23 protein-coding genes and 2 pseudogenes are annotated in these 23445 nt (G+C 60.8%); 12 read left to right on the forward strand and 13 right to left on the reverse strand.

What is annotated here, in order from left to right; all coding sequences use genetic code 11:
• From hutH to hutI, 4 genes are all read left to right on the forward strand, one after another.
• Window positions 1-1365 (forward strand): histidine ammonia-lyase (gene hutH / locus VJ651_RS03965; protein ID WP_324106187.1); only part of this gene is annotated, 1365 nt, incomplete at its 5' end.
• An 8-nt stretch (window positions 1366-1373) separates the two neighbouring features.
• Window positions 1374-2339: a formimidoylglutamase gene (hutG, locus tag VJ651_RS03970; RefSeq protein WP_324106188.1), complete on the forward strand. Its 966-nt coding sequence runs from the start codon at window positions 1374-1376 to the stop codon at window positions 2337-2339.
• 7 nt (window positions 2340-2346) lie between these two features.
• Window positions 2347-2946, forward strand: coding sequence for a HutD family protein (locus VJ651_RS03975; protein WP_324106189.1), 600 nt, complete (start codon window positions 2347-2349; stop codon window positions 2944-2946).
• Window positions 2936-4171, forward strand: a complete 1236-nt coding sequence (gene hutI, locus VJ651_RS03980; RefSeq protein ID WP_324106190.1) for an imidazolonepropionase — start codon at window positions 2936-2938, stop codon at window positions 4169-4171. The genes VJ651_RS03975 and hutI overlap by 11 nt, the downstream gene beginning before the upstream one ends.
• On the opposite strand, the gene waaF is transcribed toward hutI, so the two are convergent.
• The 4 genes from waaF to VJ651_RS04000 all read right to left on the reverse strand — a co-directional run bounded on the left by waaF (window position 4158) and on the right by VJ651_RS04000 (window position 7880).
• Window positions 4158-5204 (reverse strand): lipopolysaccharide heptosyltransferase II, encoded by a 1047-nt coding sequence (gene waaF, locus VJ651_RS03985; RefSeq protein WP_324106191.1) that lies wholly within the window; start codon window positions 5202-5204, stop codon window positions 4158-4160. The genes hutI and waaF overlap by 14 nt on opposite strands.
• A complete protein-coding gene (locus VJ651_RS03990; protein WP_136417599.1) occupies window positions 5201-5791 on the reverse strand; it encodes a peroxidase-related enzyme in 591 nt (196 codons plus the stop codon). Before VJ651_RS03990 ends, waaF begins: the two co-directional genes overlap by 4 nt.
• Entirely contained in the window at window positions 5791-7527 is a 1737-nt protein-coding gene (gene msbA, locus VJ651_RS03995) for a lipid A export permease/ATP-binding protein MsbA (RefSeq protein WP_324106192.1), read from the reverse strand. Before msbA ends, VJ651_RS03990 begins: the two co-directional genes overlap by 1 nt.
• 95 nt (window positions 7528-7622) lie before the next feature.
• Complete coding sequence (locus tag VJ651_RS04000; protein WP_324106193.1) at window positions 7623-7880, reverse strand: hypothetical protein; 258 nt, start codon at window positions 7878-7880, stop codon at window positions 7623-7625.
• Between the two features lie 107 nt (window positions 7881-7987).
• On the opposite strand from VJ651_RS04000, the gene VJ651_RS04005 reads away from it, so the two are divergent.
• From VJ651_RS04005 to VJ651_RS04015, 3 genes are read left to right on the forward strand one after another with little or no spacing between them, the layout of a single operon-like run.
• Window positions 7988-9355, forward strand: a complete 1368-nt coding sequence (locus VJ651_RS04005) for an O-antigen ligase family protein (RefSeq protein WP_324106194.1) — start codon at window positions 7988-7990, stop codon at window positions 9353-9355.
• 33 nt (window positions 9356-9388) lie between these two features.
• Window positions 9389-10198 (forward strand): glycosyltransferase family 2 protein, encoded by an 810-nt coding sequence (locus VJ651_RS04010; protein WP_324106195.1) that lies wholly within the window; start codon window positions 9389-9391, stop codon window positions 10196-10198.
• Window positions 10195-11025: a glycosyltransferase family 2 protein gene (locus VJ651_RS04015; RefSeq protein ID WP_324106196.1), complete on the forward strand. Its 831-nt coding sequence runs from the start codon at window positions 10195-10197 to the stop codon at window positions 11023-11025. Before VJ651_RS04010 ends, VJ651_RS04015 begins: the two co-directional genes overlap by 4 nt.
• 335 nt (window positions 11026-11360) lie before the next feature.
• Here the strand turns inward: VJ651_RS04015 and VJ651_RS04020 are convergent, their stop codons facing one another.
• Complete coding sequence (locus VJ651_RS04020) at window positions 11361-11723, reverse strand: TfoX/Sxy family protein (RefSeq protein ID WP_324106197.1); 363 nt, start codon at window positions 11721-11723, stop codon at window positions 11361-11363.
• Between the two features lie 25 nt (window positions 11724-11748).
• Complete coding sequence (locus VJ651_RS04025; RefSeq protein WP_324106198.1) at window positions 11749-12705, reverse strand: hypothetical protein; 957 nt, start codon at window positions 12703-12705, stop codon at window positions 11749-11751.
• Between the two features lie 477 nt (window positions 12706-13182).
• Here VJ651_RS04025 and VJ651_RS23595 point away from each other — a divergent pair, with 477 nt between their 5' ends.
• Entirely contained in the window at window positions 13183-13368 is a 186-nt protein-coding gene (locus tag VJ651_RS23595; RefSeq protein ID WP_414691308.1) for a hypothetical protein, read from the forward strand.
• Between the two features lie 118 nt (window positions 13369-13486).
• Here VJ651_RS23595 and VJ651_RS04035 read toward each other — a convergent pair whose 3' ends face one another.
• Window positions 13487-14392: a LysR substrate-binding domain-containing protein gene (locus tag VJ651_RS04035; RefSeq protein ID WP_324106199.1), complete on the reverse strand. Its 906-nt coding sequence runs from the start codon at window positions 14390-14392 to the stop codon at window positions 13487-13489.
• A gap of 93 nt (window positions 14393-14485) precedes the next feature.
• Here VJ651_RS04035 and VJ651_RS04040 point away from each other — a divergent pair, with 93 nt between their 5' ends.
• The 4 genes and pseudogenes from VJ651_RS04040 to VJ651_RS04055 all read left to right on the forward strand — a co-directional run bounded on the left by VJ651_RS04040 (window position 14486) and on the right by VJ651_RS04055 (window position 19241).
• On the forward strand, window positions 14486-18052 hold the full coding sequence (locus tag VJ651_RS04040; RefSeq protein WP_324106200.1) for an indolepyruvate ferredoxin oxidoreductase family protein: 3567 nt from the start codon (window positions 14486-14488) through the stop codon (window positions 18050-18052).
• 120 nt (window positions 18053-18172) lie between these two features.
• Window positions 18173-18433 (forward strand): annotated as a pseudogene (locus tag VJ651_RS04045) (acyl-CoA dehydrogenase family protein); the annotation flags it as partial.
• Between the two features lie 49 nt (window positions 18434-18482).
• Window positions 18483-18656, forward strand: a pseudogene (locus VJ651_RS04050) (hydroxymethylglutaryl-CoA lyase); the annotation flags it as partial.
• 246 nt (window positions 18657-18902) lie between these two features.
• Window positions 18903-19241, forward strand: coding sequence for a CzcE family metal-binding protein (locus VJ651_RS04055; RefSeq protein ID WP_324106201.1), 339 nt, complete (start codon window positions 18903-18905; stop codon window positions 19239-19241).
• Window positions 19242-19269: 28 nt separating this feature from the next.
• Here VJ651_RS04055 and VJ651_RS04060 read toward each other — a convergent pair whose 3' ends face one another.
• From VJ651_RS04060 to VJ651_RS04085, 6 genes are all read right to left on the reverse strand, one after another.
• On the reverse strand, window positions 19270-20031 hold the full coding sequence (locus VJ651_RS04060) for an SDR family NAD(P)-dependent oxidoreductase (protein ID WP_324106202.1): 762 nt from the start codon (window positions 20029-20031) through the stop codon (window positions 19270-19272).
• A 272-nt stretch (window positions 20032-20303) separates the two neighbouring features.
• Window positions 20304-21461: an NAD(P)/FAD-dependent oxidoreductase gene (locus tag VJ651_RS04065; protein ID WP_324106203.1), complete on the reverse strand. Its 1158-nt coding sequence runs from the start codon at window positions 21459-21461 to the stop codon at window positions 20304-20306.
• Entirely contained in the window at window positions 21458-21610 is a 153-nt protein-coding gene (locus VJ651_RS04070) for a rubredoxin (protein WP_324106222.1), read from the reverse strand. The genes VJ651_RS04065 and VJ651_RS04070 overlap by 4 nt, the downstream gene beginning before the upstream one ends.
• A 23-nt stretch (window positions 21611-21633) precedes the next feature.
• Window positions 21634-22440: an SDR family oxidoreductase gene (locus VJ651_RS04075; RefSeq protein ID WP_324106204.1), complete on the reverse strand. Its 807-nt coding sequence runs from the start codon at window positions 22438-22440 to the stop codon at window positions 21634-21636.
• A 41-nt stretch (window positions 22441-22481) separates the two neighbouring features.
• Window positions 22482-22958, reverse strand: a complete 477-nt coding sequence (locus VJ651_RS04080) for a MarR family winged helix-turn-helix transcriptional regulator (RefSeq protein ID WP_324106205.1) — start codon at window positions 22956-22958, stop codon at window positions 22482-22484.
• 104 nt (window positions 22959-23062) lie between these two features.
• Window positions 23063-23377, reverse strand: coding sequence for an NIPSNAP family protein (locus VJ651_RS04085; RefSeq protein ID WP_324106206.1), 315 nt, complete (start codon window positions 23375-23377; stop codon window positions 23063-23065).
• Between the last annotated feature and the right edge of the window lie 68 nt (window positions 23378-23445).

Consider the following 23445-nt stretch of genomic DNA (forward strand, 5'->3'; position numbering starts at 1 on the left):
GGCATCAACACCGGCTTCGGCAAACTCGCCAAGACCCACATCCCCAACGACAAGCTCGAAGAACTGCAACGCAACCTCATCCTTTCGCACTCCGTCGGCACCGGCGAATTGATCGCCGACGAAGTGGTACGCCTGATCCTCGCGATGAAAATCGGCAGCCTCGCCCGCGGCTACTCCGGCATTCGCGCCTCGGTCATCGACACCATGATCGCGATCTACAATGCCGGCATCATGCCCTGCATTCCGGGCAAAGGCTCGGTCGGTGCATCCGGCGACCTGGCGCCGCTGTCGCACATGACGCTGGCCCTGATGGGCGAAGGCAATGTCCGCGTCGGCGGCAAGCTGCAAGCGGCGAAGGAAGCCTTGCAGGCAGCCGGCATCGCGCCGGTCACGCTCGCCTCCAAGGAAGGCCTCGCGCTCATCAACGGCACGCAGGTTTCCACCGCGCTCACGCTGCACGGCCTGTTCCTCGCCGAACGCCTGCTGGAAGCCGCAACCGTATCGGGCGCGCTCGCCGTCGATGCCGCCAAGGGCAGCGACGCGCCCTTCGATCCGCGCGTGCATGAAGTGCGCGGCCAGTCCGGCCAGATTGCGATTGCAAAGATTTACCGCGAACTGCTGGCCGGCAGCGAGATCCGCAAATCGCACCTGGTCAACGATGAGCGCGTGCAAGACCCGTACAGCCTGCGTTGCCAGCCGCAAGTGATGGGCGCCTGTCTCGACCTGATCGGCAATGCCGGGCGCACCCTGCTGATCGAGGCCAACGCGGTGACCGACAACCCGCTGGTGTTCGCGGATGGCGGCGACGTCATCTCCGGCGGCAATTTCCACGCCGAGCCGGTCGCCTTCGCCGCCGACACGCTCGCCTTGGCCATTGCCGAAATCGGCGCACTGTCCGAGCGCCGCATCGCGCTGCTGATCGATTCCACGCTGTCGGGTCTGCCGCCCTTCCTCGTCGCCGCGTCGGGCCTCAACTCCGGCTTCATGATTGCGCATGTCACGGCGGCAGCACTCGCCTCGGAAAACAAATCCCTCGCGCATCCCGCGAGCGTCGACAGTCTGCCGACATCCGCCAATCAGGAAGACCATGTCAGCATGGCCACCTTCGCCGGTCGCCGCCTGCACGAGATGGCGCACAACACGGCGACCATCGTCGGCATCGAGTTGCTCGCAGCGGCGCAAGGCGTTGATTTCCATCGGCCGCTCGCGACCTCGCCGAAACTGACGCAAGTGCAGCAGCGCCTGCGCCAGCAAGTGAGCTTCTATGACAAGGATCGTTTCTTCGCGCCGGATATCGAGGCCGCGAAGCAGCTGGTGCTGCAAGGCGAGCTGGGTTCGGCCTGCCAGGAATTGTTTGCCGATTAGGAGGATGTATGCGTCAACAAGCAGACATGACACTGTGGCAGGGTCGCATCGACGACGCCGAAGGTGAAGCCGGCAAGCGTTGGCACCAGATCGTGCGTCCGCTGCAGGACGCAAAGGATGAGGGCGGCATCACCCTGCTCGGCTTCGCCTGTGATGCCGGCGTTGCACGCAACCATGGCCGCTCCGGCGCACGCCAGGGGCCGGCAGCCTTGCGCGCCATGCTGGGCAATATGCCGGTGCGCCGTTGCAGATCGATTGCGGATGCGGGCGATGTGGTGTGCGTGGCAAACGGCAACGACGACGGACTGGAAAGCGCGCAACAGGAGCTTTCCGCCGCTGTCGCTGATCTGCTCGCACGCGGCAAATTGCCGATCGTGATGGGCGGCGGGCACGAGATGGCATTCGGCTCCTTCGGCGGCCTCGCGCGTCATCTCGCCGCCAGGGAGGCCATGCCACGCATAGGCATCATCAACCTCGATGCCCATTTCGACTTGCGCATGGCCGACCGTGCCACGTCCGGCACGCCCTTTCGCCAGATTGCGGAACACTGCCAGGCCAAAGGCTGGCCTTTTCATTATTGCGTGCTCGGCATCAGCGACTTCGGCAACACGCAAGCCTTGTTCGATCGCGCGCGCGCGCTCAGCGTGCGCTGGATGCTCGACGAGGAACTGCATGTCGCCAATCTCGGCAAGGTGCAAAAGACGCTGTCGGATTTCATGGCCGAAGTCGATCACGTTTATTTCACGATCTGCCTCGATGTCCTTCCCGCCGCTGTCGCCCCCGGAGTAAGCGCGCCGGCCACGCGCGGCGTTCCGCTCGAGGTGGTGGAGCCGGTGATCAATCTGGTGGCCGCCAGCGGCAAGCTGCGCCTGGCGGACATGGCCGAACTCAATCCCGGCCTCGACATCGACAAGCGCACCGCACGCGTGGCGGCACGCCTGCTCGCACGCATCGCCGAACGTTCCGGAGCCTGAGCCCATCATGCACAAACTGACTGCCACCGATTACATCCCGATGCCGTGGAAGAACGGCGGCGGCAGTACCAGGCAGCTTGCGATCTCACCGCCGTCCGCGAGTATCGACAACTTCGACTGGCGCATCAGCGTCGCGCATGCGGCGACCGACGGCCCGTTCTCCCTGTTTCCCGGCGTCGACCGCTCGCTCATCCTGTCGCACGGCACGCTGTCGATGGAAGTCGACGGCGGCGAAGCGGTCACGCTGACAGCAGGCGATGAACCATTCGTGTTTCGAGGCGAACAGCAGATTCAGGCAACGCTGCCCGACGGACCGATTGCCGATTTCAATGTCATGACCCGCCGCCACCGCTGCACGCATGGATTGCAAATATTGCGCGTTGACGGAGAGCTTGAGTTCAAGCAGCGCGCGGACCTGGTGTTCATCCATGTCGCGCAGGGGCATCTGCGATGCGCCAATGCGACCGGCGAAGCCGTCAATTGCCGTGAAGGCGAGTCGCTTCTGCTGGACCGCAAGGAGAGCGCGAGAATTGTCCTCTCGCCGGAATCCTCCGCGCTGCTGTATATCGCCCGTATCACCTTCAAGGATGCAAGCCATGCGCAATGACGGAAACCTGTTGTGGGACGCATTATGGGTCAACGTCCACCTGGCGACGATGGCGTCGCCGGGAAGTTATGGGGAGATCCGCGACGGCGCCATCGCCGTGCGCGACGGCCGCATTGCCTGGCTCGGCCCGCGCAATGCGCTGCCTGCCGGCTATCGTGCGGCTGTCGCGCATGAGGGTGAAGGCGCATGGATAACGCCCGGCCTGATCGACTGCCATACGCATATCGTCTATGCCGGCAATCGCAGCGATGAATTCGAGGCACGCCTGAACGGTGCGAGCTACGAGGAAATCGCGCAACGCGGCGGCGGCATCATGTCGACCGTGCGCGCAACGCGTGCCGCGTCGGAACAGGAACTGTTCGACGCAAGCCTGCCGCGTGTCAGGAATCTGTTATCGGAAGGCGTGACCACGCTGGAAATCAAGTCCGGCTACGGCCTCGACATGGCAACGGAACGCAAGATGCTGCGCGTTGCGCGCCGCATCGGCGAATCGCTTCCGGTGCGCGTCAGGACCACCTTCCTCGGCGCGCATGCCCTGCCGCCGGAATATGCCGGCCGCGCAGACAGCTATATCGATGCCGTTTGCAAGGAAATGCTTCCCGCGCTGGCGGCCGAGGGACTGGTCGATGCGGTCGATGCCTTCTGCGAGAAAATCGGTTTCTCGGCGGCGCAGACAGAACGGGTATTTCAGGCAGCCCGCGCCCTTGGTTTGCCGGTAAAGCTGCATGCCGAACAGTTATCCGACCAGAACGGCGCCGCCCTCACCGCGCGCTATCGCGGCCTGTCCGCCGACCATCTCGAATACCTGTCCCCGGAAGGCATCGATGCGATGGCCGCCGCCGGCACGGTTGCAGTGCTGCTGCCGGGCGCGTTTTATTTCTTGCGCGAGACGAAGATGCCGCCGCTGCAGGCCTTGCGTGCGGCACGCGTGCCGATCGCGATTTCCACCGACTGCAATCCGGGAACATCGCCGATGACCTCGCTCCTGCTGGCAATGAACATGGCTTGCACGCTGTTCCGCCTGACACCGCAGGAGGCCTTGGCGGGCGCCACGATCAATGCGGCGAAAGCCTTGGGACTGCAAGACGAGCTCGGCAGTCTGGCTGTGGGCAAGGCAGCGGATTTCGTGCTGTGGTCGATTGAACGGCCGGGCGACTTGGCGTATGCGATCGGCGGCAATCCTTGCCGCCGGATCGTGCATCAGGGCAGGATCACCGCCCCTTGATCATTGCCTGCAGCGGCTCCCACACCATTCCGGCGGAGATCTCCCGCATGCAGCGATGATGTCCCAGCGGGCATTCGCGCTGGCGGCAAGGTGCGCATTCGAGCGCCAGGTACAACGATGTGCACACATCGGAAAACGGCGGTGCGTGATTCGGATCGGTCGGCCCGTAGATCGCGATGATCGGCCGGTTCAGCGCGGATGCAATATGCAGCAGGCCGGAATCGTTGCTGACCACCGCATCCGCCCTGGCGATCACCGCCACCGCCTCGTCCAGCGCAGTGACGCCCGCGAGGTTGCGCACACCCGGCGCCAATGCAGCGATCTCGTCGCATACATCCTTGTCCTTGCCGGAACCGAGCAGAGCGATCTGGGCCTCGCCGTGTGTCTGCTGGATGGTCCTTGCCAGTTCGGCGAAATGCGCAGTCGGCCAGCGCTTGGCCGAGCCGAATTCCGCGCCCGGCGCAAATACGACGAGTCGCTTGTCCATCCGCAATCCCACGCGTGACAGTACCTGCGCCATGCGTTCTTCCGCGACACTCAGCGCGGGGCGCGGCAAGGCCGAGGGCGGCGGCACGTCCTTGCGCGGCTCTTCCGCCAGGGCCGCATAGAACGACACCATCGGCCGCGGCGCCTCGGGATTGTCGTGGTGGATCACGTTCAGCAAGCCGTAGCGCATTTCGCCCTTGTAGCCGACGCGACGCGGAATGCCGGCCAGCCAGGGGATCAGGGCGAACTTCAGTGTATTGGGGAGCACGTAGGCGTCGGCATAACCGCGCTCGCGCAGCATCCTGGCGTATTGCCGCCGCTCGCCCAGTTGCAGCGCGCCGTGCCGGAACGGCGCTTCCAGCACGGTGTCGACTTCGCGCATCGCGCGCCACACCGGCGCCACCCAGGCCGGCGCGAGCACATCGATCGGCCGCTCGGGATGCTGCTCGCGCAACAGACGCAGCAAGGGCTGCGCCATGACTGCGTCGCCGATCCAGTTGGGAGAAATGATCAGCGTGCGCGCCACGCCATGCACAGGAACCGTCATTTGTTGCGCGGCACGCGACCCATCAGGAAGAACTCGTCGTTCGGACGCATCGAGATCGCATTGGCCATGCGGTTCGACAAGCCGAAGAAGGCCGTGATTGCGGCGATGTCCCAGATGTCTTCGTTATCGAAGCCATGCTGGTGCAGCGTCGCATAGTCGTCGTCGTTGATCTCCTGCGAATTCAGGCAGACCTTGATCGCGAAATCGAGCATCGCCTTCTGGCGCGGCGTGATGTCCGCCTTCAGATGATTGACCGCGACCTGGTCGGCGATCAGCGGCTGCTTCGCATAGATGCGCAACAGCGCGCCGTGCGCCACTACGCAGTACAGGCAGCCGTTCTTGGCGCTGGTGGCGGTGACGATCATTTCGCGGTCGGCCTTGGTCAGGCTGCCGGTTTCCTTCAGCATCAGGGCGTCGTGATAGGCGAAGAAGGCGCGGAACTCGGCGGGACGATGCGCCAGCGTGAGGAACACGTTCGGCACGAAGCCGGCCTTTTCCTGCACGTTCAGGATCATCTGGCGGATGTCTTCCGGCAGCTCGCTGATATCGGGAACGGAAAAACGCGAGATCGGTTTTGGATCGGACATTATGCGGTTTCCTTTGCAAATTGAAGGTGGTACAGGTTGGCGTAAACCTCATTCTTTTCCAGCAATTCCGCGTGCGAGCCGGTTTCGACAATGTGGCCGCCGACCAGCACCACGATGCGGTCGGCATGTTCGATGGTCGACAGGCGATGCGCGATCACCAGCGTGGTGCGGCCGCGCATCAGCTCATCCAGCGCCGCCTGCACCGCGCGTTCCGATTCGGTATCGAGCGCCGAGGTCGCCTCGTCAAGAATCAGTATAGGCGCATCCTTGTAAATCGCACGCGCGATCGCCAGGCGCTGCCGCTGCCCGCCGGACAAGCGGCTGCCGTTGTCGCCGATGGTGGTTTCCAGTCCGTCCGGCAGGCCGGCGATGACGTCGTTCAGATGCGCCGCCCTGGCCGCCGCTTCGACGCGGGCGCGATCGGGATGCGCGTCGCCGTAGGCAATGTTGGCGGCAACGGTATCGTCGAACAGCACCACGCTCTGGCTGACCATGGCGATCTGCGCGCGCAGGCTCTCCAGGGTGATCTGCTCGATCGGTTCGCCGTCCAGCCGTATCTCGCCGCCGGTCACGGAATAGAAGTTCGGCACCAGATTCACCAGCGTCGATTTGCCGCCGCCCGACATACCGACGAAGGCCACCGTTTCACCCGGCCGCACCGACAGATTAATGTGCGACAACGCCGTCTGCGACTGGCCCGGATAACTGAAGCTGACATCGACGAAATCGAGTTGCCCCGATGCCCTGCCCAGCAGCGGCTTGCCGTTGGTGCGTTCCACCGGCGCGTCGATCAGGCCGAACACCACTTCGGACGCCGCCAGGCCGCGCTGCAGCGGACCATTGACTTCCGCAATATGCTTGAGCGGTGTGAGCAGCATCAGCATCGCGGTGATGAAGGACACGAAGTCGCCCACGGTCGCCTGTCCCTGGCTGGATTGGTGCAAGGCAATCACGATCACGATCGATACCGCGAAGGCGGTAATGACCTGGGTGATCGGCACCGTGGCGGCAAAGGTGCTGGCCATGCGCATCGAGTAGCTGCGCTGCCTGTCGGCGCGCTCCTCGAATCGCTTCTTTTCATACTGATGGCCGCCGAAGATCTTGATGACCTGGTTGGCGCGCGTGGTTTCTTCAATCACCTGCGTCAGCTGCGCATTGATGGTCAGGTAATTCTGCGTCAGCTTGCGCAGGCGCTTGCCGGTCAGGCGCACCACCACGCCGATCACGGGAATCAGCACCAGCGTGATGAGCGTGAGCCGCCAGTTCAGCCAGAACAGATAGGACAGCAGACCGATCACCGTCAGCGAGTCGCGGATCATCGAGGTCAGCACGTTCTTGAGCATGTCGATGATCTGCTCGACTTCAAACATCAGCGAGTTGATCACCCGGCCGACCGAGGTCGTGACGTAGAATCCGAGCGGCACGTCGAGAATGCGGTTGAAGGCCTGCTGGCGCAGCTCGCTCAGCAGGCGCGTCGACACCCAGGTCATCATGTAGGTCGTCATGAAGGTCGACACGCCGCGCAGGGCAAAGATGCCGATCACGAACAACGGGACCATCCAGAGCGAAAAAGTCGGCTTGGACACGAAGCCCTTGTCGAGCAGGAGCTTCATCATTGCGGACAAGGTCGGCTCGGTGGTTGCCGTCAGTATCATCCCGACAAAAGCCAGTCCGAGGCGCGCCTTGTAAGGCGTCAGCATGCGGACGACCCGCCTGAGATGCGGTGGGATTATCATGGTTGTGTCTGCTGCCTGTTAAGTAGAAATGTGGACACCGGTCGAACGGCCTCTCGTGCCGGCGCGAGGAAGCGGAAAAAATCAGGCGGATATCATTAAACGCCAAACCCGGCCAGCCTGTCATCGCCGCCGACTTTTCTTGAAGGCAAATTATAGTGGATAAGGATGGGCGAAATAGCTTGTCGAGCATGCAAGGCGCGCACCCGCGCAATGGCCGGGGTGCGCGCACAAAGGCCGGCGTCGCGCAGGCAAAAGAATCGACTGTCCACGGAATACACGGAAATCACGGAAAACAGCAACCCAAGCTCTTTCCGTGATTTCCGTGTTTTCCGTGGACAGAGCATTGGCTTCATGCAATCGCCCGGGCTCAACGGCCCAAACCGCGGAAGCTCCATTCCGCCTGCTGCTATACTGCCCGACGATATGCTCGGTATTGGCAGGGTTCCTGCTTGCATTGCAAATGCGCCTTGCACGATATTGCCTCGAATACAAGAACATGCCTGTCTACCCGATCCCGCCCAAGCGCACGTCCGTTCATCCTTTTGTCGGTTTGCTCGCAGTCTGGTCCCTCGCCGCTTTTCCGCTCACCTTTGTCTTCCCCTTTGACATCAAGGTGGTGCTTTATCTCGCGCTGCTGGCCATTGCCATCCATGTACTTCGAAGCAACAAGGAAGCGCGCCAGACCTACGGCGAGATGAAATCCGTCACCCTGGCATTCGGCCTGTATGCGCCGTACTCGCTGATCGGCATCTGGGTGCATCATGGCGTCATCAGTTCGGCCGACAATGGCGTGCACCTCCTGTATTTCCTCGGCATTGCAGCCTGCTTCGCGGTAATTCCTTCGAGAAGAATTTTCTGGTGCGGCTTGAGTGCCGCGGCGATGGCGGCCGGCGCGCTTGCAGTTTATCAACGCGTTGGTCTTGGTATTGATCGTCCGTATGGATTGTTCGGCATCAATGAACTGGGTTTGTCCGGATCGATCAAGTTTGGCATGGTGACAACCGTCTTCACGCTGCTCGCGCTCTACGCGGCGCTGGATAGTTGCCTGCCGCGCCGCTTTCGTTTTTGGCATGCCGCCAGCGCGCTTGCCGGGCTTGCAGGCTGCCTCGCCATCGCAAGCCGGGGACCATGGCTTGCCTTATTGGTGACGGGCGGCGCCATTATCGCCGTGAAAGCCCTGCAACTGGACCGCAAGCGCCGCCTCATTGCTGCGGCGACGCTGCTCGCCGGCGCGGTCTTGTTTGCGGCCTTGTTCTACTCGGAACTGCATGCGCGTTATCTGTCCACCATTGCCGAACTGACCGCGATGCGTGGCGGCGACCTGAACACGTCGATAGGCGGACGTCTCGTCATGTGGAAGGCGGCGCTGACGATGTTCCTTGCCCACCCCGTCCTGGGTGTGGGAATGAATCAGTTCGGCCAGCATTTGCGCGAAATGGTTGCGCTCGGCCAGGCGCCGGAGTTCGTCGCCATCTTCTCGCAAACGCACAACGAATATCTGGAGGCGCTGGCAACCGGCGGCGTGATCGGCATCGCGTATTTTCTCTGGTTGCTGGGCGCTCCGTTGACGCTTTTTCTGCGCCAGTTGTCCCGGCAACATGCGGCGGGCGGCGACACTGCCGCGCCGGCCGGCGGCCTGATCGTGGTCGCGGCCTTCGCGCTCTTTGCAACCACCGACAACATCTTCGACCGCCAGATGACCACCTCCCTGTTCGCCTTCCTGACGCTCGGCTTCGCCGTGATGAGCGTGCACAGGGTTCCGGCATCCGCTTCGGCCCGCGACGGCCATGCAGAACAGCGGGACCGCGAGACGGTAGTTAACCTATAATTCAGCGTCATTCTGCACAGGAAGAAAACCGGCATGGCTAGCTCACCGCCCGAGAAACGGACTCTGCTTTCGGTCATCCTCATCACCAAGAACGAAGAAGCGAACATCCAGGCGTGCCTCGATTCCGTCGACTTCGCCAATGAAATCATCGTCGTCGATTCCGGAAGCACCGATCAGACCGTGGACATCGCCCGCAAGGCCGGCGCGATCGTCATCCAGACGCCCGACTGGCCCGGCTTCGGTCCCCAGAAGAGCCGCGCGCTCGCTGCCGCGACGGGCGAATGGGTGCTCTCCATCGACGCCGATGAGCGCATCACGCCAGAACTCGCCGCCGAGATCCGCAAGACGATCCAGAATCCGGCCGCCGATGCCTACGACATCTCGCGCCGCTCATGGTACTGCGGCCGCTTCATCGAACACGCCGGCTGGACGCCCGATTATGTGACGCGCCTGTTCCGACGCGGCAAAGCACGCTTCTCGGACAACATCGTGCATGAACGGCTGATCGCGGACGGTCCGGTGAAACGGCTCAACGGACTGATGCTGCACTACAGCTTCCTCGATTTCTCGCAAGTGCTGCAAAAGGTCGACAGCTACTCGACGCTCTCGGCGCGCCAGGCCTACGCAAACGGCCGCCGCGCAACGGTCCTCGATGCAGTGCTGCATGGATTCTGGGCCTTCATCCGCACCTATTTCCTGCGTCTCGGCCTGCTGGACGGCTCACACGGCCTCGCACTCGCCGTCTCCAATGCGGAAGGCAGCTACTACCGCTACCTGAAAATCTGGCAGCTTGAACAGGCGGCGAAGAAGCTGCCATCCGGCGACGCAAAGGAAGGCCGGTGAGCGATTTTCTCATCTCCGTCATCGTCAGCACCTACAACCGGCCGGATGCACTGAGCGTTGTCCTGAACGGTCTGCTGCGGCAAAGCGACCGCCACTACGAAATCATCGTCGCCGACGACGGATCAGGCGCGCCGACCCGCGCGGTGGTGGAAGAATTTGCGTCCAAATCGCCGGTGCCACTTCACCATGTCTGGCATCCCGACGACGGCTTCCGGTTGTCCGCGATCCGCAACAAGGGCATCCTGCGCGCCGAAGGCAGCTACCTGATATTCCTCGACGGCGACTGCGTTCCGCAAACCGATTTCGTCGCGCAGCACCGCATGCTGGCGCAAGCCGGCATGATGATCACCGGCAGCCGCATCCTGCTCGGCGAGCAGCTTACCGCGCGCGTCGTGAAGGGACTGCCGATACTCGACCAGGGACCGGCTTTCTGGCTCGCGCAGCGCACACAGGGGCAGGCCAACAAGATCCTGCCGCTGTTCTTCCGCCTGCCCGACATCTCGCAACGGCAGGTGCCGGGCTTCAAATGGCGCGGCATCAAGGGCTGCAATCTCGCCGCATGGCGTACCGACGTCGAGAAGGTCAACGGTTTCGACGAGACCTTCACCGGCTGGGGCCATGAAGACGCCGATTTCGTGGCGCGGCTTTACAACGCAGGCATCCAGCGGAAGAAGGGATTCTGGAGCACCGAAGTGCTGCACCTGTGGCACCGCGAAGCCAAGCGCGATCAGGAAAGCCCCAACCGGCAGAAGGTTCTGCGCCGGGTGGAGAGCCGGGAAACGCGCGCGGAAAGCGGACTTGATGAGTGCCGTCGGCAGAGGTCGTAGAGCGTCATGCTCTTTGCGACTGGCGCACTCTGAGAATCAACAGGCCAGCGATATTGCCGCCGCAGAGCTGGCGTTGTCCCGCCGGGGTAATTGCATTCGGTCTATTTCGCGCTTCAGAATTTGCGAATGGTGCGTTGACGCGCCTCTGTGCCCGCCGTTGTGCATCCATGCGATGAAGCGCTTTTTTACGTTGGCTATTAGCCGCTTACCGGCCGGTCGGAGATTATCGTGAGAGCCTGTTGTCGACCCAAAGGCGACGTAGCGATTTCCGGAAAGCTGCCGTTCAACGCCTGAGTTTGGCCGCGCCACGTTGCGCCATCAGCTTGGAAGATGTATTAGACCGCGGGCTTGCCACTCTGCCCATCCACCTTTGCTTTCCGAGCTTTGGTGGGCTTTGTCGCTGGCATGAGCGCGGCGGTCTCTGTAATAAGTCGACGGAGCGCGTCAGTGTCGTCCAGCAGCTCGTCCGCCACAGGATAATCTTTGGCACCCGGGTACGGTGGCCACTGCGGGAGGCCCGGAGCGAGAGAGACGGCAGCCGACGACGGCTTAATGAATAGGCTGTTGTCGCATGCAAAAGCGACCACCTTGCCATCCACGTAGATCGCATACTCGCCGAACATCTTCTTGAAGGTCAGCTGGCTGCCGAGACCGATCTGTCCGGCGACATACTCGATGAAATCTTGGCTCGTAGCCATGCGTGCTTTGCGGTCTAACGTGGAATTAGCCTTCATTGTTCCTGAGTTTGGAAAGCAAGTCAGCTGTCGTCAACGCGGGAAGAAAACTTTCGTCGAGAACGTGATCGACGTTGATACTTGTCACGCCAGTGCTGTAAGTCCAAGGCTGATCAAAGTCAGAATCGTTCTCTGGGCGCAGGAAGCGGCAAGTGCTTGGCGCATAGTCATTCACAACCTTCAACGCGGACACAACATTGTTGATCGACATGTATACAAGTTGCTGAAGTAAGACGACTCGTTCGAGTGACCAATTCACCGAGGTTTGCCGTGAGCGGATATGCCTACTACCTTTGGCAGAGCCGAGCGGCTCGATCTTCAAGAATGTTGCGCCGAAATCAGATTGACCAAGTGTCTTCATTTCTGAGTCTGGTGGCGATACGCCATATGTCGGCTCGATTCCAACGGCCAGTGCGAAGCCGCCGGGACGGGCACGAAATCCGTGCTTCAGCGCATTGTACTCATCAATATGGACTTGGTTCAGGAGTTCTCCGGCGAGAGCGCCCCAAAGGCGCGCAAAGCATCTAATCGTATCTTTCTGACGATCAGTGCCAGGCTGGTAAGTTGAGAATATAGCACTCGCTATCGTAGTCCAGCTTATGGAGGGGATATTCAGCTTTGTGATCAGAGATGCATCCTCTTTGCTGACGCGTGCGGTGAACTCCCGAAGTTCTGTATTTGAGCACTTGGCTATCCACGCATATGGACAGTCGGGAGCTTGAACGAATGCTCCCAAGAGAGAAAACATCGCCTCGGTTGCATGGTGCAGAGATAACCTAATTGCCACCAGCGCGCGCTTCTCGTCCTCGGTGTTTGTATGGGCTTGCAGGACATAGTCAAAGTAATCCGTATCTATGCCATCAAGGAATGTCCGAGTACGCGCTGCAAGGTCTACCTCCCAGAGGCAGTATGGCTCGTCGTTAACAGCAAAGATGGAGGACTCCATGGCGGTTTGTAAATCCTAACTGTATTTAAAAGGACAGTCGACGTCCGTTATGCACTTTCGTTTGATCGCCCTAAGCGTTATGGTGCCTGGCTTGCACATGGCACCAGCACATCCGGACAGCGATAAATATCCATGAATGACGGCGTCATTTCTGTCGCTACCGAAAAACCTCCGAGGCTGATGGCCAGCTGTGTGTTTGCATTCCGCACAAATACTATACCGCGGGGTCCGAAACCAACTTTACCCAGTTGCGCAAAATGGTACATCTATTTCCGTGACTCACGGCACCCCGCGGATATGGGATCTGGAAATGTCTGCATTCAGATATAACAGTGACCGGCAGCAATTGGCCGAATGTTGCAGGCCACAATGTCTTGGCGACGGGCCGCTTTCGGTAGATTCTGTTGAAGAAGTCATCTTGAACTTCGTTTGCGGCGGCCTATTGTGACGGGATGGCACACGTTGATGGAGGCCATCATGATGGGGCGGAAACTTGTTCCAAGAGAACGCACCGAAATCATTAATCTTGAAGAGTTTGTCCCACAGGATCATCTGCTGAGAGCGAGCGATCGCTATCTCGATCTGAGCGAATTTCGCGTGGATGGCGTCCTGTACCGCCTCGATACAGAAATCCGTCGTCAGCGTATTCGACAGACGCCATGACAGCACCCGCCGACTGGCCCAGTCCATCACCGCGAACAGGTATCCTCATCCATCCGTGTACGGAAACTGCCATGCCGGTGCGTGCCAAAATAGGACAGCACTTCAGGCTGATTTCGCCCTAGCTGCCGTACGCATGGAGCAGGAACTGCTGGAACACTTCGGCCGGCTTGGGCAACGTTTTTTTCGGATGCCAGATCATCCCCGCGTCCATATGGGGAACAGTATCGACGATAGGACGAGCCTCGATGCGCTTGCCTTCCAGAGACCACGGACGAAATACCATATCGGAGAGGATTGTCACGCCGAAGTTATGTGCAACCAAGCCCCGCAGCGCTTCAATTGAGGACGTTCTGAACGCAATTTGAGGCGCGATACGCTTCACTTTCCAGTATTGCAGGGCGGACCTCTCGCCTTCATCCGCCGTCAGCAAGAGGTAGGGGTACTGCGCGATATCCCTCAACGATGGCGACGCCTGCTCCGCCAACGGATGAGTAGGCGCCACCCACAACTGGCGTCGCGAGCGGACCAGTACCGCATGCCCAAAACGCTGCAACCTTTGGATATTGGAAAGGATGACGACGCCCAAGTCGATATCACCCGCCGACACTGCCTTTTCAATGGTGGCGCGGTCCATGTCGCGCAAGTCTATTTCCACATCGGGATAAGTGGCGCGAAACCGGGCCAGCAGTTCCGGCAGAAAGTATCCCAGCAGGGTGTAGGTGGCTGCCACACGTACCGTACCGCGCAGTCCCTTTTCCCTCAGCCTTGGAAGCCGAACTGCATCATGCACAGAGTCGAGGATCTGTCGTGCGTGGCGAAGAAACTCCTCTCCATCCGCAGTTAGCGCCACGCCCTGGGGCAGGCGCTTGAACAGCTCCACGCCTAATTCGCTTTCCAGCGCCAGCACTCCATTCGTAATCGCTGACTGCGAAACGTGCTCGTTCGTCGCCGCCACGGAAAACCGGCCGGAATTGGCGGCTGCGACAAAATAGCGTAATTGTCGGAGGGTGATGTTATGGGCCATGCGTTTTTCTAATACCTGAGTTGCAAATTTGTGATTTTACGGTATCCACGACCATCCATATACTTCCTGTCAATAGTTTCACGGAGACACCGGATGAACACGCCGTCGACAACAACAATGCAGGCAACCCTGCCGCCCGTATCAATCGACGACAAGTACGCGCTCGACAAAGGCCGGATCTACCTCACCGGTACCCAAGCACTGGTTCGCTTGCCCCTTCTCCAGCAAGAGATGGACCGCCGCCACGGGCGCGATACCGCAGGCTATATCTCCGGCTACCGCGGCTCACCGTTGGGCGGACTCGACCTGGCGCTCTGGAAAGCCAAAAAACATCTGGACGCACGCAACATCGTGTTCCAGCCAGGAGTCAACGAGGAACTCGCGGCCACCGCCATTTGGGGCACGCAACAGACGAACCTCTGGAACACGGGCAAGCACGACGGCGTATTCGGCATGTGGTACGGCAAGGGGCCGGGCGTCGACCGGTCTGGCGATGTGCTCAAGCATGCCAATTCCGCCGGCACCATGCCTTTAGGCGGCGTGCTGGCACTGGCCGGCGACGACCATGGAGCCAAGTCATCTTCCGTAGCGCATCAATCCGAGCATGCGCTGATCGCTGCCGGCATCCCGGTATTGTATCCATCCACTATTCAGGAATATATCGACTACGGCTTGCATGCGTGGGCAATGAGCCGCTACTCCGGCCTGTGGGTCGGCATGAAATGCGTGACAGACGTCGTCGAGTCCAGCGCTTCGATCGAAGTGGATACCGACCGGCTGACCGTGGTCACCCCGGATGATTTCGATATGCCCGAAGGTGGCCTTGGAATTCGTTGGCCCGATCCGCCGCTGGCGCAGGAGGCCCGGCTGGTCGACTATAAGTGGTACGCTGCACTCGCCTATGTGCGCGCCAACAAGCTCAACCGGATTGTGGTCGATTCTCCGACCGCGCGCTTCGGAATCATGGCCGCTGGCAAAGCATATCTCGATGTGCGCCAGGCACTCGAGGACCTCGGCCTGGACGACAATACCTGCGCCCGCGTCGGTATCCGGGTAATGAAAGTCGGTTGCGTTTGGCCGCTCGATGCGCAGGATGCGCGGGCATTCGCGATGGGCCTGGACGAGATCCTGGTGGTTGAGGAAAAACGCCAGATACTGGAGTATGCGCTCAAGGAACAACTTTACAACTGGCGCGAAGACGTGCGCCCCAAGGTCTACGGGAAGTTTGACGAACGCGGCGACCAGGGGGGCGAATGGTCGATGCCGAAAGGAAAATGGCTGCTGCCAGCGCGTGGCGAACTTTCACCTTCCATCATAGCCAAGGCGCTGGCGCTGCGACTGGCGCAAGCCGATCTGCCGGATGACGTGCGGGTGAAAATTGCTGCGCGCATCGCGGTGATCGAAGCCCACGAGCGCGCTACCGGCACGCCCGCCACGGTCACCGAGCGCAAGCCGTGGTTCTGTTCCGGCTGCCCGCATAACACCTCCACCCGGGTGCCCGATGGATCGCGCGCCGCAGCCGGGATTGGCTGCCATTACATGGCGATGTGGATGGATCGCCGCACCGAAACTTTCACTCAGATGGGCGGCGAAGGCGTGTCATGGCTGGGGCAGATGCACTTCTCGAACGACCAGCACTTGTTCGTCAACCTAGGGGACGGCACCTTTTTCCATTCGGGGCAACTTGCCATTCGGGCAGCGGTCGCGGCCCGCGCCAATGTAACCTACAAGATCCTGTTCAACGATGCGGTCGCGATGACCGGCGGGCAACCGGTTGATGGCGTGCTGACCGTGCCGCAAATCGCACAGCAACTTGTTGCTGAAGGTGTCGCCAAGCTCGTCATCGTCACCGACGAGCCGCAGAAGTACCGCTCCGTCACCGGCTTGCCGTCCGGCGTGACGATTCACCATCGTGATGAACTCGACCGCATCCAGTTGCAACTGCGCGGCACGACGGGCACGACGGTCCTGGTTTATGACCAGACCTGCGCCACCGAGAAAAGACGCCGCCGCAAGCGCGGTACCTATCCCGACCCGGCACGGCGCGCCTTCATCAACGACGCGGTGTGCGAAGGATGCGGCGACTGCACGGTACAGTCGAACTGCGTGTCGGTGGAACCGCTCTCGACGCCGGTTGGCACCAAGCGCAAGATCAACCAGTCGTCCTGCAACAAGGATTTCTCCTGCGTGAAAGGTTTCTGCCCGAGCTTCGTGACCGCCGAGGGCGCCGTAGTCAAGCGCCCGGCGTCGGCAGCCGGCAAGTCGGCATTGCCCGACTTTACCGGCTTGCCGCAGCCATCGCTGCCCGACCTGGATAACGGCTACCGGGTCATCGTGACAGGCATCGGCGGCACCGGCGTGGTCACGATCGGCGCCCTGCTCGGCATGGCCGCGCATATCGAAGGCAAACAGGTGACAGTCCTGGACATCACCGGCCTCGCGCAAAAAGGTGGTGCGGTGCTGAGTCACGTGCAATTTGCCAACCGTCCCGGGGTCGTCTATGCAACCCGGGTGGCAACCGGGTCCGCCGCGCTGGTGATTGGCTGCGATTCGATCGTGTCCGCCTCCGACGAAGTCTTGTCGAGGGTGCAGTACGATGTGACCCGGGCCGTGATCAACAGCGCGAACACCCCGACTGCGGAATTCATGAAGAACCCGATGTGGGCGTTCCCTGGCGCGCAGACCGAACAGGCCGTGCGCGACAATATTGGCAGCCAATGCGAATTCATTGATGCCAACGCGAAGGCGGTCGCGTTGCTGGGCGATGCGATCTACACCAACCCGTTGCTGCTCGGATTCGCATGGCAGAAGGGCTGGCTCCCGATCGGCGAAGCATCGATCCTGCAAGCGATGGAACTGAACGCTGTATCGGTCGAGAAAAACCAATTGGCCTTCGGCTATGGCCGCTACCTGGCCGAGCATGGCGCAAATGCGCTGGACCCGGCCGGCGGCGCAACGAACACCGTGCCGGTGGTCCTGCATATGCCGGAATCGCTGGACAAGGTGGTGTCGCACCGGAGTGCGTTGCTCGCCGCCTATCAGGACGAAGCCTATGCGAACCGCTACCGGAACGCGGTCGAAACCATCAAGGCTGCAGAACGATCCCTGAGCATCAAATCCAGGCAGTTGCCATTGACCAAGGCGGTCGCCACCAACCTCGCCAAACTGATGGCGTACAAGGACGAATACGAGGTTGCGCGCCTGTACTGCGAGCCGGCGTTCCTCGATAAACTGCGGGCGCAATTCGACGGCGAGCCTGGCAAGGATTACCGCCTCACATTCCATCTCGCGCCGCCACTGCTGTCGCGGCGCGACGAGGATGGACATTTGATCAAGCGGCCGTTTGGCTCATGGATGCTGCCGATGTTCCGGCTGCTGTCGAAACTGCGGCCGCTGCGGGGAACACCGCTGGATATCTTTGGATATACGCAGGAAAGAAAAGCGGAACGCCAGTTGATCGCGCAGTACTTCGCGCTGGTTGAGGAACTGGCGACGACGCTGACCGAGCACAATTTCGATATGGCGCTGAAACTGGCGAGCCTGCCGGACCAGATTCGCGGATTTGGCCATGTGAAGGAACGGAATATGGCACAGGTGCTGACACAACGCGAAGCGCTGCTAGCTGCATACCGGTCCGTAACGACCAGGGATGTGGCCTAGCCCGGAAACCTGGTTCGCTCTCAGATACAGAAACACTGCAACCCCGATTTTCAATAACGCACACCACCGCGTCAGCTCCCTGGCGACGGTGGGCTTTAAGACCAACTGAATGAGGAAGACATGCTCCATTTGCCCGGACTGATCTTTGACCATGGTGAAGACATCGCCGCGCTGCGCGACACCGCGCAGCAATTCGCACAGACGGAAATCGCGCCGCGCGCGGCGGAAATCGACCGCAGCGACCAGTTCCCAATGGGCCTGTGGCAAAAGATGGACGCGCTCGGCTTGCTCGGCATTACGGTCGAAGAGGAATACGGCGGCACCGCGATGGGCTATCTTGCGCATATCGTCGCGATGGAAGAAATCTCACCTGTTCGAGCGCGACTGTTCGGTGCAGCGCCGCCACCAGAAGGTGCTGGAAGAAGCGCCCGCGACCGGCAATGTATCGACCGGAGACGTGTTGTACATGATGAACGGGTTGGATATCGACACCGACATCGACCTGGATGCGGTGGTCGATGCCGGACAGTTCATCTCGCAACACCTCGGCAGGAAGGCGGCCAGCCGGGCTGGCAATGCGATGGCGGCAAAACAAAGGGGATAGCACGGCTTCACTAAGAACAGTTCCCTTCCCTATCGCGCTTCGCCTCCCCATCGTGCCTTTGCGCATGTTGTCAAGCAGCCTCCCCATGACGCACGCACTTCACCGATTTTTGCGAGCTTCCGCAGGAGAGCACGCTCCCTTTCCTTTTCCTCCGAATCAATTATATTGAACCCAGCGGTATCCTGCGGTTGGGATAGCGGTTTCCCCTTTCGTACGAATAGGTATCTGAACTTAACGGAGGATGCAATGACTCGGCAGGGAATATTTCCATCCATCATGGTCCTGATGGTGGCTGTTTTTGCGGCCACCGGATGCGCGTCGCGGCCTGCGGCCGACCTGTACGGCCAAGCGGTCCCCGCCAATCCGGCAATGCGTACCGTGCATATCACACCATCGACGCACTATGTGAATGTCGAGAGCGGGGAAGCGGTCCGGTTCGTCGTGGACGGCAAGGAATTCGGCTGGGGCTTTACGACGCCCCCTACCGTTAATCATTTTGACCTCAACGAGGTCGCGCCAACGAATCTCCTGAACCGTCGGGTCATTGCCTACGTTTCACCGGATCCGAAGTACCGTTTTCCCTGAGCATGACAGGCAGCGGCTTTCCATCGGGTCAAACGCGTGAGAGTCCCAGCGACAAGCCGCCGTCCACCACCAGCGAAGCGCCAGTCGTCCACCGTGCACAAGCAAGGTATGCAATCGCTTGCGCAATCTCATCTTCAGTGCCGATGCGCCCCAGCACATGCGAGGAGGCAATGGCGTTCATCCGCTGTGCATGCTCGTCTTCGGTGCAGATGCCGGCGCGAATATTCAGTTCCGTGGAAACGGCTCCCGGCACCACGCAGCTGACGCGCACCTGTTTGTCTCCCAGCTCCGCTGCCAGCACCCGCGTCAGCGCCTCCACTGCCCCCTTGGTTGCAGCATAGGCCGCGGCGCCCGGATACGCGCGGCGGGTATGCACGGAGCCCAGGAAAATCACCGTGCCCTGTGTCTGCTCCAGGTGCGGTACCGCAAGGCCCGTCAGCATCATCGCTGCCACCACATTCGTGTTGAACACCTCCAGAACCGCCTGCTCGTCCAGTTCCGTGATCGGAGCACGCAGCATGTTTGCGGCATTGTTGACCAGCAGGTCCAATCGCCCGGCGTGGCTGACAGCCCGTTCCAGGATGCGGGTGCGGTCTGCGCCGCGGGTGATGTCACCCGCCGCCCATGCGCAGCTCGCACCGATCTCCTGCGCGGTCTGCCGCAATGTGTCCTCGCGCCGACCGCAAATCGTGACCAGCGCACCGCGATCGGCAAAATAGCGCGCGATCCCGGCGCCAATGCCGGATCCGCCACCGGTCACCAGCACACCCATTCCCTGGATACTATCCATTGCATTCCCCCGTCACAAAGCGCTCCCGGTTTTCCCGAGACTGCTTAGAGCGGATTTCCCCCCAAATGTAAGGGTCCCTTACATTTGGGGGAAATCCGCTCTAGAGCAGTCTGCGATTTGGTAAATGGGCTGATTGCCCGTAGCGTGGCTAGAGCGAAGCGAAACCCGCGGCAGATGTGATTGCGCAGACCGCGGTGGGTTTCGCTTCGCTCTAGCTCCCCTACAAAATTCGAGTTTGACGCTACCCCCCGTTCATCGATGCGCAAACTGCTCTAGGCTAACCAGTCGGGCAGCGTAGCGGCCAACTTTTGCCAGCGCGAGGTTTCCTGTCCCAGCAACGCGAATCCGATCGTCCGGCCCTGCGCATCCTGCAACAGGCTTTCGCACCCCTGCTCCGACAGCGTTGTGGCCCATTCGCCATTCTCGCTCGCCGGCGCGGGGCAGACTACCGTCGGACAGGCAGGCGTCTTTACGACGATTGGCATCGCCGGATAAACGACCTGAGTGGCCGTTCCGCACAGAGTCGCCGCCAATGCTCTCGCCTGGCGCATGATCGGCATTACGTAGGGAAGGCAGAAATCCGCCAGCTGGATGCAGTCGCCCAGGCCATACACGTGCGGGTCGGATGTAGCCAGGTAGCGATCGACGACGATGCCGCGGTTCACCCGTAACCCTGCGTCCTCGGCGAGTTGCGTGCGCGGACGCAGGCCGACTGCACTGAGCACTACATCGGCCGCCATCACGTCGCCATTCTTCAGGGTCAGCTGCGACGGTTTGCCGCTGACCTGGTCGATGCATTCAACTGAGTTATCCAGGAAAAAGCGCACGCCCGCCGCTTCGAGGCGCGCCTGCAGGAAACAACCCGGTTGTTCCGGCAACAGGCGGGCCATCGGCCACCCTTGCGGGTCGATCACCGTTACCTGGATGCCCTGCGCCGCCATGTCATTGGCGAATTCACACCCGATCAGTCCGGCGCCGAGGATGACGACGGAAGAAGATCGCTCCAGGCGCTGCCGGAAGTGCCGGTAGTCATCCAGATCGTTCACTGACAACACCTGAGACACCGCATTGCCCGCCATGTGCAACCTGATCGGATCTGCGCCGAGGGCAAGCACCAAGTCCCGATACGCCAGGCGCTCGCCGCCCTCCAGCAGTATTGACTTGCTTTCCCGGTCAATCCCCGTCACAGCCCAATTCGGCAGGACGCGCATGCCAAGTTCATCGGCCATCTGGCTGGCGGCCTTCATCACCAGCGCCTCCGGAGTCTTCTTATCGGCCAGCGCGGTCGACAGCTTTGGCTTGGAGTAAACTGCCCCATGGTCTTGGCTGACCATCGTGATCGCGGTGTCGCGGTCGAGCTTGCGGATTTCACGGGCAAGCGTGTAGCCGGCCAAACCGCTCCCGATAATGACTATCGTTCTGTCATTCATATTTCCACCATCTCGAAGTCCAGTTTTGACACCCCGCAATCCGGGCACATCCAGTTTTCCGGCACATCCGCCCAAGCCGTTCCCGGGGCAATGCCATGGTCGGGCATGCCGGCCGCTTCGTCATAGATGTAGCCGCATACGACGCAGATATAGGATTTCATGGTTCGCTCCCTTAAAAGGTGCCCGGGTAGGCGCCCCCGTCGGCGAGGATGTTCTGGCCGGTGATGTAGCTGGCCTGACGGCTGCACAGGAAGGCACAGATCTCGCCGAATTCCTGCGGATCGCCGAGGCGGCGCGCGGGAATCGTCGCGCATTGCCGTTCCAGCAGCGTATCCAGCGTTTCGCCGGTCCCGCTACCGGCGTGCTCAATGGTCGCCCTCAGCCGTTCGGTGCTGAAATACCCAGGCAACAGGTTGTTGATCGTGACGTTGCGCGCAGCCAGGTCGCTGCGCGCGACACCGGCGACGAAACCGGTCAGGCCGCTGCGCGCCCCGTTGCTGAGGCCCAGGTTGCCGATCGGCGCCTTGACCGCGACCGAAGTGATATTCACGATGCGTCCAAAACCCCGTTTGGCCATGCCGTCGGCCATCGCGCGGATCAGCGCGATCGGCGTCAGCATATTGCCGTCCAGCGCGTTGAGCCATGCCTGGCGATCCCAGTCGCGGAAATTTCCCGGCGGCGGCCCGGCCGCATTCGTCACGCAGATGTCGTAGTCGACGCCGGGTCCCTGCGGCGATGCAAATACCGTCGCGCGCCCCTCCTCGGTGGTGATGTCTGCGGCAACGCAGAGCACCTGGGGGTTGCCGGCCACTGCCGCCTCTGCGCGCAGCTGCTCGGCCGCCGCTTCCAGCGGGCCAGCCGTGCGCGCCACCAGCACCACGTTGACTCCCTCGCGCACCAGGGCATGTGCGCAGCCAAATCCGAGCCCTTTACTGGCGCCACAGACGAGCGCCCACTTTCCAGCAATACCGAAATCCATAGCAATTAAATTGATTTGATTGATGACAGGAGAGACAGCCGCTAGGCGACTGCCTTCCTTGAAGGCTTCCCGAACGGGAAGATTTCCCGGGTTTCCAGGTCGTTCAGGATATGGTCGAATTTATTGAGGAATGAATAGCCTGCCTGCACTTCGTCCGCGGACATGCCATTAACCAGTTCCGACTGCACGCGCGCGCTCAGCTCGTCGCAGTCGTCGGCGACTCTCTTGCCTTCTTCGGTGAGCGTCACGATCACGGCGCGGTTATCCTGCGGCGAGCGGCGGCGGCGGATCAGCTTGCGTTTTTGCAGCGTCTGCAGCTGGGTCGAGATAGTCGATTGCGGCTGGACCATCAGTTCGGACAACGCGCCGGCTCGCACTTCCCCAAGCTCCCGGACCATCACCAGGATCCGCGCGGAATAAGGATTTAATCCCAGTTCCTCAAAATGGTGGGCGCCGATCAAGGCCAGGCGCGCGCTGATCCGGTGAATGACAAAGGTGAGTCTTTCGGTCAGCGGCAAAGGCATCGTATTTTTAGGCAATTTCCACTCTCAATATAAATGCGGGATTCAACATCTTTTATTGCAAATTGAAAAACGTCAAGCATCAATAACCACTTCCTGCATTATTGAATCGGCGAGAACGTCGTTGGTTTTAAAATCTTGTTTTCCTGAGTGACCAGAAGCGGTACCACCATCATGAAAAACGCTTGCCATTCCTTGTTGGCCAACAATTCTGCCCTGCGCCGGTCACGGTCGTCGAGGCTCTCGTAGCCCCACAGGTGCACAACCTGGTTCAGGCCGCCGATCTCGGTGGTGAAGTAGCCGATCAGGTTCCCCAGGATTTTTTTCTGCAATGCCATGCCGTGGCGCTCGTATAGCTCAAGAAACTTGGGCACGGCGCCGACCTGGAAAGCATAGGTTCTTTGTTCGACAAGCATGGTTCAGATTTCGCGAGACAATAAAAAAGGGGAATGGATATCGCCCGGGCGGCCCTGCATGGCGCCCA

This window comes from Noviherbaspirillum sp., assembly GCF_035254865.1.
Taxonomy (GTDB): domain Bacteria; phylum Pseudomonadota; class Gammaproteobacteria; order Burkholderiales; family Burkholderiaceae_D; genus Noviherbaspirillum.

Coding starts and splice junctions, on each gene's coding strand:
- VJ651_RS23595 (WP_414691308.1), top strand. CDS start 13,183: ATGATGGGGCGGAAACTTGTTCCAAGAGAACGCACCGAAATCATTAAT.
- msbA (WP_324106192.1), bottom strand. CDS start 7,527: ATGATAATCCCACCGCATCTCAGGCGGGTCGTCCGCATGCTGACGCCT.
- hutI (WP_324106190.1), top strand. CDS start 2,936: ATGCGCAATGACGGAAACCTGTTGTGGGACGCATTATGGGTCAACGTC.
- VJ651_RS04010 (WP_324106195.1), top strand. CDS start 9,389: ATGGCTAGCTCACCGCCCGAGAAACGGACTCTGCTTTCGGTCATCCTC.
- VJ651_RS04075 (WP_324106204.1), bottom strand. CDS start 22,440: ATGGATTTCGGTATTGCTGGAAAGTGGGCGCTCGTCTGTGGCGCCAGT.
- VJ651_RS04060 (WP_324106202.1), bottom strand. CDS start 20,031: ATGGATAGTATCCAGGGAATGGGTGTGCTGGTGACCGGTGGCGGATCC.
- VJ651_RS04055 (WP_324106201.1), top strand. CDS start 18,903: ATGACTCGGCAGGGAATATTTCCATCCATCATGGTCCTGATGGTGGCT.
- VJ651_RS03990 (WP_136417599.1), bottom strand. CDS start 5,791: ATGTCCGATCCAAAACCGATCTCGCGTTTTTCCGTTCCCGATATCAGC.
- hutG (WP_324106188.1), top strand. CDS start 1,374: ATGCGTCAACAAGCAGACATGACACTGTGGCAGGGTCGCATCGACGAC.
- VJ651_RS04025 (WP_324106198.1), bottom strand. CDS start 12,705: ATGGAGTCCTCCATCTTTGCTGTTAACGACGAGCCATACTGCCTCTGG.
- VJ651_RS04085 (WP_324106206.1), bottom strand. CDS start 23,377: ATGCTTGTCGAACAAAGAACCTATGCTTTCCAGGTCGGCGCCGTGCCC.
- VJ651_RS03975 (WP_324106189.1), top strand. CDS start 2,347: ATGCACAAACTGACTGCCACCGATTACATCCCGATGCCGTGGAAGAAC.
- VJ651_RS04000 (WP_324106193.1), bottom strand. CDS start 7,880: ATGAAGCCAATGCTCTGTCCACGGAAAACACGGAAATCACGGAAAGAG.
- VJ651_RS04020 (WP_324106197.1), bottom strand. CDS start 11,723: ATGGCTACGAGCCAAGATTTCATCGAGTATGTCGCCGGACAGATCGGT.
- VJ651_RS04065 (WP_324106203.1), bottom strand. CDS start 21,461: ATGAATGACAGAACGATAGTCATTATCGGGAGCGGTTTGGCCGGCTAC.
- VJ651_RS04040 (WP_324106200.1), top strand. CDS start 14,486: ATGAACACGCCGTCGACAACAACAATGCAGGCAACCCTGCCGCCCGTA.
- VJ651_RS04035 (WP_324106199.1), bottom strand. CDS start 14,392: ATGGCCCATAACATCACCCTCCGACAATTACGCTATTTTGTCGCAGCC.
- waaF (WP_324106191.1), bottom strand. CDS start 5,204: ATGACGGTTCCTGTGCATGGCGTGGCGCGCACGCTGATCATTTCTCCC.
- VJ651_RS04005 (WP_324106194.1), top strand. CDS start 7,988: ATGCGCCTTGCACGATATTGCCTCGAATACAAGAACATGCCTGTCTAC.